General features: G+C 61.2%; 15 protein-coding genes. 13 read left to right on the top strand and 2 right to left on the bottom strand.

What is annotated here, in order from left to right; translation table 11 throughout:
• Position 1: 1 nt before the first annotated feature.
• The 10 genes from IVB46_RS16765 to IVB46_RS16810 all read left to right on the top strand — a co-directional run bounded on the left by IVB46_RS16765 (position 2) and on the right by IVB46_RS16810 (position 7,808).
• Positions 2 to 1,099, top strand: a complete 1,098-nt coding sequence (locus tag IVB46_RS16765; protein ID WP_063981215.1) for an ABC transporter ATP-binding protein — start codon at positions 2 to 4, stop codon at positions 1,097 to 1,099.
• Positions 1,092 to 2,099 carry an ABC transporter ATP-binding protein gene (locus IVB46_RS16770; protein WP_247304684.1) on the top strand — a complete coding sequence of 336 codons (1,008 nt, stop codon included), beginning with the start codon at positions 1,092 to 1,094 and terminating at the stop codon, positions 2,097 to 2,099. The genes IVB46_RS16765 and IVB46_RS16770 overlap by 8 nt, the downstream gene beginning before the upstream one ends.
• On the top strand, positions 2,096 to 2,710 hold the full coding sequence (dhaL, locus tag IVB46_RS16775) for a dihydroxyacetone kinase subunit DhaL (RefSeq protein ID WP_247304681.1): 615 nt from the start codon (positions 2,096 to 2,098) through the stop codon (positions 2,708 to 2,710). Before IVB46_RS16770 ends, dhaL begins: the two co-directional genes overlap by 4 nt.
• Entirely contained in the window at positions 2,707 to 3,108 is a 402-nt protein-coding gene (gene dhaM / locus IVB46_RS16780) for a dihydroxyacetone kinase phosphoryl donor subunit DhaM (RefSeq protein WP_028150082.1), read from the top strand. Before dhaL ends, dhaM begins: the two co-directional genes overlap by 4 nt.
• Entirely contained in the window at positions 3,101 to 3,415 is a 315-nt protein-coding gene (locus tag IVB46_RS16785; RefSeq protein ID WP_028150081.1) for an HPr family phosphocarrier protein, read from the top strand. The genes dhaM and IVB46_RS16785 overlap by 8 nt, the downstream gene beginning before the upstream one ends.
• 5 nt (positions 3,416 to 3,420) lie before the next feature.
• The gene (gene ptsP, locus IVB46_RS16790; RefSeq protein WP_166102936.1) at positions 3,421 to 5,019 is read left to right on the top strand and encodes a phosphoenolpyruvate--protein phosphotransferase; all 1,599 of its coding nucleotides are present in this window, start codon (positions 3,421 to 3,423) and stop codon (positions 5,017 to 5,019) included.
• Positions 5,016 to 5,441, top strand: coding sequence for a hypothetical protein (locus tag IVB46_RS16795; protein WP_038932448.1), 426 nt, complete (start codon positions 5,016 to 5,018; stop codon positions 5,439 to 5,441). The genes ptsP and IVB46_RS16795 overlap by 4 nt, the downstream gene beginning before the upstream one ends.
• 39 nt (positions 5,442 to 5,480) lie before the next feature.
• Entirely contained in the window at positions 5,481 to 6,470 is a 990-nt protein-coding gene (dhaK, locus tag IVB46_RS16800; RefSeq protein WP_247304678.1) for a dihydroxyacetone kinase subunit DhaK, read from the top strand.
• Between the two features lie 259 nt (positions 6,471 to 6,729).
• Entirely contained in the window at positions 6,730 to 7,260 is a 531-nt protein-coding gene (locus tag IVB46_RS16805) for a DUF1269 domain-containing protein (protein WP_028150077.1), read from the top strand.
• Positions 7,261 to 7,619: 359 nt separating this feature from the next.
• The gene (locus IVB46_RS16810) at positions 7,620 to 7,808 is read left to right on the top strand and encodes a hypothetical protein (protein WP_224517481.1); all 189 of its coding nucleotides are present in this window, start codon (positions 7,620 to 7,622) and stop codon (positions 7,806 to 7,808) included.
• Positions 7,809 to 8,318: 510 nt separating this feature from the next.
• Here the strand turns inward: IVB46_RS16810 and IVB46_RS16815 are convergent.
• Entirely contained in the window at positions 8,319 to 8,558 is a 240-nt protein-coding gene (locus tag IVB46_RS16815; protein WP_247343124.1) for a hypothetical protein, read from the bottom strand.
• 822 nt (positions 8,559 to 9,380) lie between these two features.
• Here IVB46_RS16815 and IVB46_RS16820 point away from each other — a divergent pair.
• Together IVB46_RS16820 and IVB46_RS16825 are read left to right on the top strand one after the other, a co-directional pair.
• The gene (locus IVB46_RS16820) at positions 9,381 to 9,632 is read left to right on the top strand and encodes a hypothetical protein (RefSeq protein ID WP_135215647.1); all 252 of its coding nucleotides are present in this window, start codon (positions 9,381 to 9,383) and stop codon (positions 9,630 to 9,632) included.
• Positions 9,633 to 10,824: 1,192 nt separating this feature from the next.
• On the top strand, positions 10,825 to 11,088 hold the full coding sequence (locus IVB46_RS16825; RefSeq protein WP_247304659.1) for a hypothetical protein: 264 nt from the start codon (positions 10,825 to 10,827) through the stop codon (positions 11,086 to 11,088).
• A gap of 499 nt (positions 11,089 to 11,587) precedes the next feature.
• On the opposite strand, the gene IVB46_RS16830 is transcribed toward IVB46_RS16825, so the two are convergent.
• Positions 11,588 to 13,219 (bottom strand): tetratricopeptide repeat protein, encoded by a 1,632-nt coding sequence (locus tag IVB46_RS16830; RefSeq protein ID WP_247343128.1) that lies wholly within the window; start codon positions 13,217 to 13,219, stop codon positions 11,588 to 11,590.
• Positions 13,220 to 13,474: 255 nt separating this feature from the next.
• Between IVB46_RS16830 and IVB46_RS16835 the strand changes: the two genes are divergently transcribed.
• The gene (locus IVB46_RS16835) at positions 13,475 to 14,251 is read left to right on the top strand and encodes a hypothetical protein (RefSeq protein ID WP_247343131.1); all 777 of its coding nucleotides are present in this window, start codon (positions 13,475 to 13,477) and stop codon (positions 14,249 to 14,251) included.
• The last annotated feature ends 5 nt before the right edge of the window (positions 14,252 to 14,256 follow it).

Raw genomic sequence — 14,256 nt, forward strand, 5'->3', positions numbered from 1 at the left:
GATGGCACAGATCAGGGTCGAAGCGCTCAACAAATCCTTCGGAGAGTTTCACGCAGTCAAGGGCGCGAGCTTTACAGTGGATGACGGACAGTTCCTTTGTCTGCTTGGGCCGTCCGGCTGCGGCAAAACGACAACGCTGCGGATGATTGCAGGACTTGAATTGCCGACATCCGGCACGATCAGGCTCGACGGTGAGGACGTGACGATGAACCGTGCCTCCGCGCGAGATATCGCCTTTGTCTTCCAGCTATTTGCGCTCTATCCGCACATGAATGTCCGGCGCAATATCGGCTTTCCGCTCAAATGCGAGGGGATCGGAGCCGCGGAGTGCGACCGGCGCGTGGTGGAGGCCGCTCGGATACTGCGTATCTCCCACCTCCTTGATCGGTCGGTTTCGACCCTCACCGGCGGCGACCGTCAGCGCGTCGCGCTTGGGCGGGCGATCGTCCGCAAGCCGAAGTGCTTCCTGATGGACGAGCCGCTCGGAGCGCTCGATACCGAGATGCGCGAGGCGATGATCCAGGAATTGCGCGCGCTGCATGACCGGCTTGGCGCGACCACTGTTTACGTCACGCATGATCAACTGGAGGCCATGGCAATGGCGGACCTGATTGCGGTGATGAACAACGGCGTGGTCGAGCAGATTGCGAGTCCGCGCGACATTTATGACCGGCCTGTTTCGCTCTTCGTCGCGGACTTTATCGGTTCTCCAGCGATGAATTTCCTGCCGTTTCGCGGCAGCCTGCAAGCCGGGGCGCAGGCGATCCGGCTCGGGGATCGCGACGTTGCGATACCCACCGCACGCGAGGCTCTGGTGGAGAGCGACCTTGTCCTGGGCGTCAGACCTGAGCATGTGCGTTTTTCCGATAGCGGCATGGTGCGGGGCGAGATCTATGGGTCGGAATATCTCGGCACGACGCAGATCGTGACGGTGACGACGCCTTACGGCGCTCTCAAGGCCCGCTCGCCCGCCAGCATGCCCTTTCGGATTGGGATGAATGTCGGGCTCGATTTTCGGCCCGATACGTTGTCGCTCTTCGACCAGGGGTCGGGACGGGCAATACGCACCGCATTGCACGAGGGAGGCAAGCATGGCTGAAGTCGAGATCGGGGCGGTCTCCAAGGCGTTTGGCAAGACGCAAGCCGTCGTCGGTCTGTCCCTCACCATCGGGGATGGCGAATTTGTTGCGTTGCTGGGGCCGACCGGCGCCGGCAAGACAACGACGCTGCGTCTCGTTGCCGGATTAGAGGCGCCCGACAGCGGCTCGGTCCGCATCGACGGACGCGATGTGACCAGTGATGCGCCGGCGGATCGTGACGTCGCCTTCGTATTCCAGCAATATTCGTTGTACCCGCATCTGACCGTGTTCGAGAACATGGCCTTTGCGCTGCGCGCGCCGACTCGGCGCCTGCCGGAGGCCGAAATTCGCGCAAAGGTCGAACAGGTTGCGCGTCTTCTCCATATCGAGGCCAAGCTCCACAGCAAGGCGACCCAGTTGTCGGGCGGGCAGATGCAGCGCGTTGCGATTGGCCGCGCTCTGGTGCGCTCGCCCTCGATCTACCTGATGGACGAGCCGCTTTCTTCGCTCGATGCCAAGCTGCGCGGTGAAATGCGCCTGGAGCTTAAGCGCATCCAGATCGATCTCGGCGCGACGATCCTCTACGTCACCCACGATCAAACCGAGGCTATGACCATGGCATCGCGCATCGGCGTGATGGAGGCCGGGCGGCTGATGCAGATCGGCACGCCGCGCGAGATTTACGAGAACCCGGTCAACGCCTATGTCGCTGCCCGGCTCGGCCAGCCGATGATCAACCTGCTGCCGGCAACTCTGTTTGCCGACGTTCCGCCCGGCGTTAAGACGATTGGCGCTCGTACCGAGCACCTGGCGATCGCACGCAGCGGCGGGGACGTGTCGGCCACCGTCACGCGGGTCGAACATCTCGGCGACCAGAGCCATGTCCATCTCGATCTCGGCGGCCAACCTGTCGTGACGTTGGCGGACCCTGAGGCGAGGTTAGACGTCGGCGACGTCGTGTCGCTACGCCTTAACAGGCCGCTGTTCTTCGATGCGGCCGGCGGGAGGGTCGCGGCATGAGTCTCGATCGGACCTCTAGGGAGAATCTGGTGCGGGCGCTTGCGGAATCGGTGATCCAGCACGCCGACGAACTGACCAGCCTCGACCAGGCGATCGGTGACGGCGATCATGGGCTGAACATGAAACGCGGCTTCGAGGCCGTGCTCGCGACGTTGCCCGGCCTTGCGGACAAGTCTCTGCCAGAAATGCTGAAGTCGATCGGAATGACGCTGGTCATGAAGGTTGGCGGAGCCTCTGGGCCGCTGGTCGGCACCTTCTTCATGGAGTTGGGCAAGGGGCTTCCAGAGCAGCCAACACGCGCGGAGTTTGTCGCGGCTACGGATATGGCAATCAATGCCGTAAAGGCGCGCGGACGCTCGGAGGCAGGACAGAAAACCTTGCTGGATGTCCTGGTGCCCGTGCAAGCGGTATTGGCTGCAGGCGGCGATGCGCGGGCGATTGCGTTAGAAGCGGTGCAGGCGGCCGATCGCACGACGCCGATGCTCGCTATTCGCGGCAGGGCTTCTTTTCTCGGCGAACGCTCCATTGGTCACATGGACCCCGGTTCGCGCTCAACGTCCCTGTTGATCGGGGCTGCAGTCAAAGTATTGGAATTCGAGGCAAGGTCATGAACAATCCAAATGGCGGCAATGTCGGAATCGTTATCGTTTCACATTCGCCCAAGATAGCGGAAGGCGCGGCAGATATGGTGCGCCAGATGGTGGGCAATGCGGTGCCGCTCGCCTGGACCGGCGGCGATGTCGATGGAGGGCTCGGCACGAATGTTGCTGGAATCCTGGAGGCGATCGAGGCGGCGTGGTCCGCAGCAGGTGTGGCTGTGCTCGTTGATCTCGGTGGAGCGGAGACAAATTCCGAGATGGCGGTGGAAATGTTGGCTGAAGATCGAAGGGCGCGCGTCGTCGTCTGCAATGCTCCGGTGGTCGAAGGAGCGGTGATTGCAGCGACGGAATCCTCGGGTGGCTCATCGCTCGCAGCCGTCAAGCGTAGCGCGGAGGAATTCTATGCATGATGCCCACGCCAGCCGGGCAGGTGAGACGTCGGTGCCGCTGACCGCCTCGGCGGTTCTCGTCAACAAGGTCGGACTTCATGCGCGGCCGTCGGTCAAGCTCACGCAGTGTGCGAAGAGGTTTGCCGCAAAGATCGAACTCGCCCTCTCTGGGGACGGGCCTTGGACGGATGCCAAGAGTCCGGTGAAGGTGATGCGTGTAAAAGCTCCGCAGGGGGCGACGCTGCATTTCCGGGTCGCCGGACCGGACGGAGAGGTGGCGCTCGCTGCCATGCTTGCGCTTGTGCATGACGGTTTTGGTGAGGCTTAACGGCAGTGGCAGAGATCCAACTTATCGGCCGTGCCGCATCGCCTGGCCTCGCGTTCGGGCCGGTCGCCGTGCTGACTGCGGCCGTGGCCGGGCGAATGGCGAGCGAGGATCCGGAGCAGGAGGCTGCAGCGCTGCGGGCGGCGATTGGGGGGGCGAGGGCGCAACTCGCCGAGCAGATCAAGACGATTCAGAGTGAGGCGGCAGACATTCTGGAGTTCCAGGCCGCCATGTTGGAAGACGATGCACTAACAGATACGGCATATGAACTTATCGCGATCGGGATCGCTGCCGACCATGCCTGGCGCCGGGCGCTCGACCTAGAGATCGCCGGCTATCGCGCGGCTGAAGATGAATATTTCCGTGCCCGGGCCGTTGATATCGTTGATATCCGCGATCGCGTGCTTGCGCATCTGGGCGGTGTGGACGTTGTCGCCGGAATCGCGGGCGGTTCGATTGTTGCGGCTGAAGATATCACGCCTTCGACCTTTCTTGCGACTGACTGGTCGCAAGGCGGCGCGATCGCGCTGGCCAGTGGCTCACCTTCCTCGCATGTCGCCATGTTGGCGCGTGCGCGCGGGGCGCCGATGGTCGTTGGATTAGGTCCGTTGTCGTGGCATGGACAGCCACCAGTCTTGGCGCTGGTAGACGGCGACGCCGGAAGGGTCATCTTCGATCCGGAGCCGGAGACCATCCGTCTCTTTGAGCTGCGTATGGCGGCTGCGAAGGCCGAACTGGCTGTCGTCGAGGCGACCAGCCTTGCGCCTGCCTTCGTCGCCAATGGTCGGCGGATAGCGGTTCTGCTCAATGTCGCCGGGCCTGAAGACCTTGCAAACCTTGATTCCGCAATTTGCGACGGCATCGGCCTTGTACGCACGGAATTCCTGTTCGAGGCGGCCCACGGCCTGCCGGACGAGGAAACGCAATACAGGGTCTATCGAGACATTCTCGTCTGGGCCCAAGATAAGCCGGTGACGATCCGGACCTTGGATGCAGGCGGAGACAAGCAGGTTCCCGGTTTGACGGTCGAAGGTGAGAGCAATCCGTTTCTCGGCCTCCGCGGTATCCGCCTCTCGCTCGCGCGGCCGGAGGTGTTTCGCATGCAGCTCCGCGCGCTCTGCCGTGCGGCTGTCCATGGCACGCTGAAAGTGATGTTGCCCATGGTTGCGGTCCCGTCGGAATTGGACCGCGCGAACGAAATACTTGACGCGGAGTTCACAGCCCTCCAAGCGAAAGGAGTTGCCTGCGCTCGACCGCCGCTCGGCATTATGGTCGAGGTTCCAGCGGCGGCGCTCTGTGCAGCGGACTTTGGCGCTGCATTCTATTCCATCGGTTCGAACGATCTAACCCAGTACACCATGGCGGCGGCGCGCGACATCGGCGCAGTCGCTGACCTCAATGATACCAGCAATCCGGCTGTGCTGGCACTGATAGCCGCGACCGTCGAGGCCGGGCTAAAGCGGGGCGTCGAGGTTTCGCTCTGTGGCGACGCCGCGGCCAACACTCACCTCACGGCGGCGCTGCTCGCGACCGGATTGACAACTCTCTCTGTGTCGCCGATTGCCGTCGCACGGCTCAAGGCCGCAATCGCAAAGGTGAGTTCATGAAGGACGATGTCGGCAAGGACACGCCCGGTGACAAGAATGTAGCAGAATACAAAATAATCCTGCGAAAGGTACTCGACAATCGGCCCTCGGGGACGCGCCTGAAGCTTGCGGCGGCGCTGGGCAAGAATCGTTCGTTCGTGAGTCAAATCACGAATCCGGCTTATCTGGTCCCGATCCCGGCGAAGCATGTCGCGGTCATCTTCGACGTCTGCCATCCGTCCAGCGCCGAGCGTGCGGCATTTCTCGATGCGTATGGCCGCGCGCACCCCGGAAGACTGCGCGCACCCCACCGCGAAGCGCGCACGCGTGTCATTACCGTGACCGTTCCTGAACTTGGTGACGACAAGAAGAATCGTGCGCTCGAGCAGCTCATCGTGGATTTAGCCGCGCAGCTCGCGCGCTTTGCGGAAAGCGTCGGTTAGCCATTGAATCGAACTTTAGACCGGACTGGGAGAACGCTCATGAAAAAGCTGATCAACAGCGCCGATACTGTACTCGAAGAAAGTCTTGACGGCCTCGCCGCAGCGCACGCGGATATCCTGCTTCTCGGCGCCGAGCGCAAATTTGTGCGCCGTCGCACGTTGAAACCGGGCAAGGTCGCGCTGATTTCGGGAGGCGGCTCGGGACATGAGCCGCTGCATGCGGGCTTTGTCGGCCTGGGCATGCTCGACGCGGCTTGTCCTGGCCAGGTCTTCACCTCGCCGACGCCAGATCAGATGATCGAGGCTGCGGAGGCCGTCGACACCGGCGCAGGTGTGCTGTTCATCGTCAAAAACTACGAAGGCGATGTGATGAATTTCACCATGGCAGCCGAGATGGCCGGCCGAGAAGTCGCAAGCGTGGTGACGAACGACGACGTGGCGGTCGAAAAGTCGACCTACACGACCGGTCGTCGCGGTGTCGCTGGAACGTTGATCGTAGAAAAAATGGTCGGCGCCGCTGCCGAGACCGGAATGCCGCTTGCCGCGCTCAAGGCGCTCGGCGATGAAGTCAACCGGCGTACACGCTCGATGGGGGTCGCTCTATTGCCATGCACTGTGCCGGCCGCCGGACGGCCAAATTTCACGTTGGCCGACGATGAAATGGAAATGGGCGTCGGCATTCATGGCGAGCCTGGCCGGCGCAGGGTACCGTTGGCTTCCGCCGATGCGATCGCCGCCGAGGTGCTCGACGCGATCCTGAAGGATCTTGCGCCGAGCAAGGGCAGTGAAGTGCTGCTTCTCATTAACGGATTTGGTGCGACGCCTCTGATCGAACTCTATCTGATGGTCAACGCCGCAAAGCGGACTCTGGATCGCGCGGGGATCACGGTGATGCGCTTCCTGACCGGTTCCTACGTCACATCCCTCGACATGGCCGGTGTCTCGATCACCGTATCGGTGCTCGATCGCAAAGCCACGACATTATGGGATGCCCCGGTGCAGACCGCAGCTCTGCGTTGGGGCGTCTGATTTCCGCGCGGCTCATTTTTTGCTGATATCGCAAATCTGCGTCGTGTGGGGAGAGGCGTTAGCGGTCTCCTGACTCGAACCCTGACGCCTCATCTTGTCGGTTCTCGCGAGCCGGTCCGCCCGTGCCGGGTGTGCCCGCCGCCTCCCGTTGTGCCCGGAGCGCCGTCATCCGCTATCCGTAGCGGCTTGCCTGTCCCGCGCGACCGGGCGCATCCTCTCTCGCATGGGCAGCAATCGTTCGAGTAGAGGAGCAGAACAGATGAGCGACCTTGTCGTAATTGCATTTCCAACCGAGGCGAAGGCGGAGGAAGTTCGTCAAAAATTGCTGGCCATGCAGAAGGAGTATTTGATCGAACTCGGCGATGCCGTGATCGCCGTGAAAGACAGCAACGGAAACATCAAACTAAATCAACTGATCAATACCACGGCTGCTGGTGCGGCTACTGGCGCCTTTTGGGGCACGCTGATTGGCCTGATCTTTTTGATGCCGCTTGCTGGTGCTGCCCTTGGCGTCGCGTCCGGCACACTCAGCGGATATTTAACGGATGTCGGCATCAACGACAAATGGATGAAAGAGACCGCTGCCGCCGTTCAACCCGGAACCGCAGCGCTCTTCGTACTGGTGCGCAAAGTCACGGCAGACAAGGTTCTTGAGAGGCTAAAAGGCGAAGGCGGCACGGTGCTAAAGACTTCTCTCGACCACACTAAGGAAGCCGCCTTGCAAGCGGCGCTGGCAGAGGTCAAAGCGGCGGTACCGGCGGCTTCGCCTCCTGATTTGCCGGGCGCTTGAAACGATGGCGACCGCCTGCCGACGACCGCTCTCGGCATTACCGCAGCCCTCTCTGGCCCAGTGACGCCGCACCGGGTGCGGTCATTGGTGCAGTTCCGGGTCCTTTGTGAGGGCCAGAGGCAAGTGCCGGGACCGCGCGACCGCGCCGTATGAATATATTTGAAATTCATCATACCGCGTTAAATTTAGTGCGATCCGTTCACGTGCCTGAGCCCGAGGCACAGCGTTGACCTAGATCAAACCATTGATGGCGGTGACGTTCTTCTGAACGGAGAGGGCCGCCGGGTGAGTGTTCGGCTGGGCTTGTTCTTTAATTCCCAGGATTTTGATCTATTTCGCCAAATGCGTGAGGGATGCAGATGTCGGACAATCCCATCGACGTGATCGAAGCCGCCATTCGCTCCGCCTTCACCAGTTACCCAAAGGAAGACGACCCGGATTGGAGAAGTCCGCACTGGATCAAGTCTGAAGAGTGCACGCACTTGGCACAGGGCATACTGCTGGAATTGCACGCAAAGGGATTTGAAATCGTGAAGAGGCAGACCTGATAGATCGGCGGCGGGCCCGCGCAATTGGTCATTTGAAGCGACCAGATCTCGCGACGTGACACAGGCTCGACGCAGGCGGCCAAGGCGCGCCGCTCGACCGGCACCTTGCGGGCGTTACCATTCTTGCCCGTGCGCTTCCCAACTGCGACAGATGTCGCAGTTGATTTCTTTCGCTCGAACCTTCGTTGCGGCATCGCCTCTGCGCCAGTGCCGCAGGCCACACCGCCTCGACCGCCTCGATCACGCCAGCGGCGCGTGGGAAAGGGAGGGAGAGCTAAATGGAGCGGGGCTGATGGCAAGAGCGGTCAGACGCGAACCAACGATGCCCCTATTTGCTTTCCGGGGTCCCTCGGAGACCAGGGCCCAACGGTGGGACCGCGCGACCGCGCCCTTTGAGGATATTTGGAGTTTTTTGATTTTCGAATTTCCTTTCGTACCATCTCGCAGACAAAGGCTGGTGCGCACTTGCGCCACATCGCGCGCCGCCTTTGTGTACGGGACCGCATAAAATTAAACCAGGAATGCGCGATGGCAAAAATCCTCGTTGGCGTTGTTGCGATGCACCGAACAACGTACGCTCGGCGAGCGGCTCAGGCTGTATGTCGAAGGCTTCACTGGTTCGCCGGTATCTCGCCAGAACAGTCTTTTACCGAGGCTGGCCGCCACTGCGAGGCGGTGGTGGCCGCCGATTAAAGTATGGTCATCGGATGCTGTTGCGATGATCTCGCCGTCTTCGTCCACGATTTTCATGTGCTGCCTCCAATCCAGCGTGCGGCCAGGCCGCCGCGATGGTGCGCAATCTATCTAACCTTATGCGGGCCCTGGGCGTTCCAACCCATGAAGATCATGGCTTCCGTATTCGACATGCGCCACATCGCCGCTCTTTGTGTACCAACTGGCAAGGCCCGATTGCTGAGGGCGCGCGCCAGCACTCGACGGTCCCGGGCCTGGAAGCCGCCCGGCGATGACAAATGGGCAAATTGTTTGTTGTGGATCAATTCCAATGTGCCCAGACAGTCGTACGCTGCCGAAAACGAGGGAGGTTCCACATGGCATCAATCTTCTCGACGCCCCATCCAGAAAAATGCCCTCAATGTGGTTCTGGGTTGGTCCATCTAGAGTGGCGTGAGCGCGTCAATGCCCAAGAAATCCATGACCTTTGGCGCTGCTTTAACTGCAAAAGCGAGTTTGTCACCGCCGCCACTCCTGATGAGAGAGAACCCTCGGTCGTCGAGATAACCAAGCCCTTCTTTACGAGCCTAGTAGTCTAATCGACTGGCGTGGCTCGCGCTTTACTTGACGCCTTGACCGCCGACGCGCGCCGTTCGGCGGAGATCGTGCGGCGTGAAGCGCTTGAGGCCCAATAAATCACAGAGCCGGGGCGTCTTGCTCTTGTCCTCGTTCCGGCGCCAAACGCCACTCTTTGCGACGATTGGGCAAATAGGTCCTTGCCGTTACCTACAGTGAGCTTCGTCAGGCAGGATGCGAACGAGCAAGCGCATCCGGTCCTCCACTGGCCCAGGAAACAGGCTAAGGTCGCAGCCCCCATCAAGGGTCAAAAGGACAAGCTCGATGACCACAATCAAGTTCTTGGCGACTGGATTGATCGCGATCACCGTCCTTACAACGACTGCCGTGGCTCGCGAGAAATTCGCAGCCGGGCCAACGCGCATCACGGTGTACGGCAAGCCCTGTCATATATTCAATACCGGCCCCGGCGGCTGCTGGATTGTCTGGGAGGGCATTCCAATATGGTTCGGTCCGTCGGTCCGGGGCGTGCCCGGCCGCATTTGCGACAATGGCGACAATCCGAGGATATGTTGAGATGCGGACGATAGGAGGTGCGCAGCGGTATCCGAGGCAATCGCTGCGCGGTTCGGCCCTCGGCGGCGTCGGTCAGCGCGGTGGCGGCGAGAAGTACGCGCGGGTGCTTGTGCTCGCGTTTCGGCACCGTCTCGCTGAAGTGCCGGATCGCATCGGGCAACGTGATGAGCTCGGTGCCGCTGGGTAGCACGATCCGAGTGTCAAAGCGGCATAAGCAACCATCGGATTCAGCCATGCTGACGCCAGTCCGACGGTATCCGTTCGCCGCAATCAAAGCGCGCGTATTTCTCGCGAGTCCACGCCTCATGAACGCGCGAGGCCCGGAAATTGGCCTCTGTGCTTTTGGGCAGATATTCGCTCCATGCCACCTCGAACGCCGCGCGGGAGCCGCCTCGAACGACGGCGCCGAGCCTTTGCAGTGCTCGCCGGGCTTCGAGCCGGGATAGAAGCCGCACTGCCATTGCCAAACCTCGGACGAGTCTGGGGTTTCCGACGGCTTTTGCTATGCTGCCGACGTGATGCCGTCAAAGTGGATGTGCCAGCAATCGCTGCGGTGCGGATCGCGCCGGCGGGTGAGGACGGGCATAGGCGCATTTGAGCGGTGCCGGCAAGGTGCGGCGACCCGGATTGGCCGCGCCCGCTACTGGTCGAGCGGCCCCTTCCAATCTGTAAAGTCGTATACAGCCCACCATCGATGCAGTGTCTGCCCGCACGCTTTGCAATCGAAGCGCCCGCTTGCCACGACCGGCCGCCTTATTTGGATAGCGCTGTGAAGCGTCCCGCAAAACAAGCAACTAAAAAAGACGCGCATTGGTCATCGATCCCCGGTCGAAGTGCACCCCGTGCGTTGGGCCAACTGGGTCGCCATAGTAAAAAGGGCAGTTTGTATCTTGGCAGTTCAGGCCGAATATTTGTGAGTTCGCGCCAACGAGGGTCCTCGGTCGCGATGCGGCGCGGTGGGCCCAGGGTGCAGTGAGTGCACATAATTCACAAAGGACAAAAGGCCCGGCTGGGCCGGGCCCCATTGCACGCCACTCGCGTCGGTGACTTGTGAGTTCAGAGGCCAAAGGACCAACCGATTGCGAGACGCTGGCTCACTGGCGAATCAGTACCGTAATTTGTCGACACAATTGAGGCCAACGACGGTCGTCCCCGAGCATCTCAAGCTCGGCACTATGCGGCAGTCACGGCCATGGCAGCGATCCTCACGGCCTATCGCTTCGGCGGCTGCAATTCCCCAGCAAACCACCTGGCGATCTCGGGCGACGTGATCGGATCGGCTTCCTCGCAGTGCAAGCATGTCGGCCGGAGTGGGCCCTTGCCATCCGGTCGCGCTATCAGGACCAGCGGCTTGCCGCAACGCGCACAATTTAAGGTTTTGGATATCCCGTCCATCGCCTCATTATGGCGCGTGGAACCGGAGAGTCCAGATATTGATGGCGATCTCCGCGACTGACACGCACACAAATTCGCGAATGCCTCATCAGGCTACCGCATCGTCCAGCCACAGTTCGAGCAGCGCGCGATGTGCGTCGCATCCCCTCGGCCGCCAAGAGCACCTGGGCGCGCGCAGGCGCGGCATGCACTTGCGGCAGGTCGGTAGCGCAAGCATGGATGACGCTTATTGCCGCTGGCTTCGCCTGGGATCGAATCAACATCTATCTCGCAATGGTTGGCCTGGGCCTAGCGGCGGCGTCTTGGCTGATCGGGTACGCGCTTCGATACGTTTTCACGGGCGGAGATGATGTCATGTCGAAATTGAAGAGAGACAGTTGAATAAAGCCCACTTCAGTTGGTAGCTTCTGGACGTCGCCTGTTGGCCCTTAGAACGAGCTGACACCGGCCTCAAACGGCAAAGCGACGCGGATCACTCCATCCGGAACGGCCTCGAAGCCGCTTCTGCGCCGAAAAAGGCCAACTTGGAATGATCACATTAGGTTCACGCGCCTGAAGCTTTACTGGGCCATTGCCGAGGTGTTGCTCTTGCGAAGTCTGTCGAGGTCCTCATCAACCGCCAGAGCCATCGGCGTATTCCGCGGCGTCATCCGGTACGTCTGCAAAGAGGGTGCGGCCGCGACCAAAGCGGGCCACGCCGCCTCCGCGTCGGCGGCATGGCCGGTACGAATAAGCGACGATAGCCAGACCGCCTTGCAGACACCTATCGCAGGTGTTCGATCCATACATTCGCGGGCGAAACGCAGCGCATCCTCGTAATCCTGCACGGAATAGCGCAGCCTTGCCCCGTAGAGCGCGTAGTGTGCTGGGCGTACCGGGTTCCAGGAGATCGCCTTCTCGAAGGCTTCAATCGCTGCCTGGGTTCGACCGGCATAATGCAATGCACCGGCAAGGACGACCCAGTTGTCCGGATCGCCAGGGCCGAGCTCGATCGCCCGCTCGGCCGCGCTCACCGCTGACTCAGGGTCCTGACCTGCGTCGGTTACTAAGGACAGCACTCGCCACGAACTGGCACGCAGCGGGTCCAGCGCAATCGCGCGCCTGACGTCGGCGATCGCCTGCGGCAAGTCCTGACGACTGAGCCCAGGATCGTGATGGCCAAAAATCAGCATCTTCTTCACCAGTCCGAGTCCCGTCCACGCGGGCGCGTAGTTCGGATCAAGGCGGACCGCCAGTTCGAGTTCCTGCCGCGCTTGGCGGAGGCTCTCGGAACTTGGTGCCATGGTCAGCGCAAGCGTACGCAGCACGCGCGCATGCACATCAAGCGAGGCCGGCGCGCGGCTCCGTAACGCCGCCCGGTCCGACTCGCGCACGGTTGCACCAAGCGAGGCGCTGATCCGAGAAATCAACGTTTCAGTAACGTCGGGTAGGTCCTGCGCAGTGGGCTCGAACCGGCCGCTCCAGACGATGCGGTTGTTGCCGGAATCGATCAATTGCACGTGGAGCTGCAGCCGGTCGCCGCGTCTCTCTGCGCTGCCATCCACAAGGTAGCGAGCGCGGGTCATCGCAGCGATCTGCGCCGGCGACAGGTTCTTGCCGCTAAGTTCGGCTGTGGCGAGGGTTGAGACGATGTGCAGGTCGGGGTTGCGCGCAAGTTCGGAGGCAATCATGTAGGCTAATCCGTTGCCGTCCGGACTGCCTTCCTGAGAGGTGTTAAGTACGCGCAGGGGTAGAACTGCAACGTCGGCCACCATCCTGTTGTGTACCTTGGGGGGCCCGGAGCCGGCGCCGAGCAGTAGAAGTTGCCAGACCACCACGATCGCGACTGCCACCATCGCAAGGGCGGCGGCCAGGCGATAGAATCTTCGCACATCGCGCGGCGCCGTGTCGGCCGCGTCAACGATCAGAAGGTAACCACGTCGTGGCATCGTTCGCACGACTTGCTGCCGGCTGTCACCGAGCGCGCGCCGGATCTCGACCACGCATTGCACGAGCGAGTCGTCGGTGACCGAAACGCCCGGCCACACTCGCGCACCGAGATCGAGTTTTGTAACCAGCTCTCCGGGACGGCGCCCCAATTCAAGCAACACTGCCAGAGCCTGAGGCCGCAGCTCAACGGCCTGGCCGTGCAGGTCAAATACCTGCGCCTGATCCAAATTGAGCGTGTATCCGTTCAGCCGCAGGCAGGTCATGCGCACACCTCCCGCCATTGATCTTAGCGGACCGGAAAGTGCGTCTCAAGGCAGCGGCAGAGCCCGATTTCGTCCTTTATCGTGCCTTTTCGTACGGTTTTCCCGCAGACCTGCACTACGTTGACAACCGGAGAGCCGCTGCCCTGAGCCCGCGGTAACCGAATAACGCGATACCGAGAAAGCTGCACCGCGCTCACAGGGCGCAGAGTGTGTCCAGTGCCAGACGGTGGTCTCTTTCTTCTCGCGAGATTGCAAATGCGGAAGAGATTTTCGATAGCCATCACAGCGGGAAGGGCGCATTGCGGCGGAGTCGACCGTCATTCGCGCGCGCGCCGGGGCAGCCGTTACTTCATTGTGTCGATACTGTGCGCGGCCTGCATCGTTCAGTTCGCAACCAATCCACCGCGGGCTCAATGCACGGCTCGCGATGTCTTGCAAAACCAGCTGAAGCTCAAGACGCGCCCCGCCGAAGTGTCCCAGCAACTCATTCAGTCCGGCCGCGATGTGGCGACATGGAAGACCATTACCATTGGTACCTTCGCTGATCCGCTTGGACTGCGCAATAAGCTGGACGGCATGGGCTGCGGTATCGGGGGGCAGGCCGCTGAAATACTTGCTCGACCGACATTCATCCTTGGCTCTCGCAAGACAGACGTGGAGCTTGTCCTCGTATCGCCAGCCCAGCTTGGATTCACGTCCGATACTGTGACCTTGGCTGATGTTTACGCGCGTGCTCGACAGCTCGGCTTCGAACTCGCGGCAGCCGAAGTCGGCCCGCAATTGCGCATCCAATATCTTGACCAGCCTATCGGTGAATTTCTCATCATCGGAATGGAGCCAATCAAGACGTGGAGTGGCGAGCCGATTGTTCTGAATGTAGCAAATGGCGGCGCCGGATTGATCCTCATCGGCCAGGACGGCAAAGCCGCCTCCGAAATACATGTGACATCTCGGTTCGTCTTTGCGCGCTCGCATCAATCCGCACCCGGCACTGGACCGATCGATCAGGCAGCGGCGTTTCTGCCACCATGAAGAGG

Origin of the sequence: Bradyrhizobium sp. 61 (assembly GCF_023073075.1) — a bacterium.
Classification (GTDB): domain Bacteria; phylum Pseudomonadota; class Alphaproteobacteria; order Rhizobiales; family Xanthobacteraceae; genus Bradyrhizobium; species Bradyrhizobium barranii.

Excerpts from the sequence above, each read along its gene's own strand:
- IVB46_RS16820 (WP_135215647.1), top strand. The coding sequence starts at position 9,381 with ATGACCACAATCAAGTTCTTGGCGACTGGATTGATCGCGATCACCGTC.
- IVB46_RS16805 (WP_028150077.1), top strand. The coding sequence starts at position 6,730 with ATGAGCGACCTTGTCGTAATTGCATTTCCAACCGAGGCGAAGGCGGAG.
- IVB46_RS16810 (WP_224517481.1), top strand. The coding sequence starts at position 7,620 with ATGTCGGACAATCCCATCGACGTGATCGAAGCCGCCATTCGCTCCGCC.
- IVB46_RS16835 (WP_247343131.1), top strand. The coding sequence starts at position 13,475 with ATGCGGAAGAGATTTTCGATAGCCATCACAGCGGGAAGGGCGCATTGC.
- IVB46_RS16795 (WP_038932448.1), top strand. The coding sequence starts at position 5,016 with ATGAAGGACGATGTCGGCAAGGACACGCCCGGTGACAAGAATGTAGCA.
- IVB46_RS16765 (WP_063981215.1), top strand. The coding sequence starts at position 2 with ATGGCACAGATCAGGGTCGAAGCGCTCAACAAATCCTTCGGAGAGTTT.
- IVB46_RS16825 (WP_247304659.1), top strand. The coding sequence starts at position 10,825 with ATGGCAGCGATCCTCACGGCCTATCGCTTCGGCGGCTGCAATTCCCCA.
- dhaL (WP_247304681.1), top strand. The coding sequence starts at position 2,096 with ATGAGTCTCGATCGGACCTCTAGGGAGAATCTGGTGCGGGCGCTTGCG.
- IVB46_RS16785 (WP_028150081.1), top strand. The coding sequence starts at position 3,101 with ATGCATGATGCCCACGCCAGCCGGGCAGGTGAGACGTCGGTGCCGCTG.
- dhaK (WP_247304678.1), top strand. The coding sequence starts at position 5,481 with ATGAAAAAGCTGATCAACAGCGCCGATACTGTACTCGAAGAAAGTCTT.
- dhaM (WP_028150082.1), top strand. The coding sequence starts at position 2,707 with ATGAACAATCCAAATGGCGGCAATGTCGGAATCGTTATCGTTTCACAT.
- IVB46_RS16770 (WP_247304684.1), top strand. The coding sequence starts at position 1,092 with ATGGCTGAAGTCGAGATCGGGGCGGTCTCCAAGGCGTTTGGCAAGACG.
- IVB46_RS16815 (WP_247343124.1), bottom strand. The coding sequence starts at position 8,558 with ATGAAAATCGTGGACGAAGACGGCGAGATCATCGCAACAGCATCCGAT.
- IVB46_RS16830 (WP_247343128.1), bottom strand. The coding sequence starts at position 13,219 with ATGACCTGCCTGCGGCTGAACGGATACACGCTCAATTTGGATCAGGCG.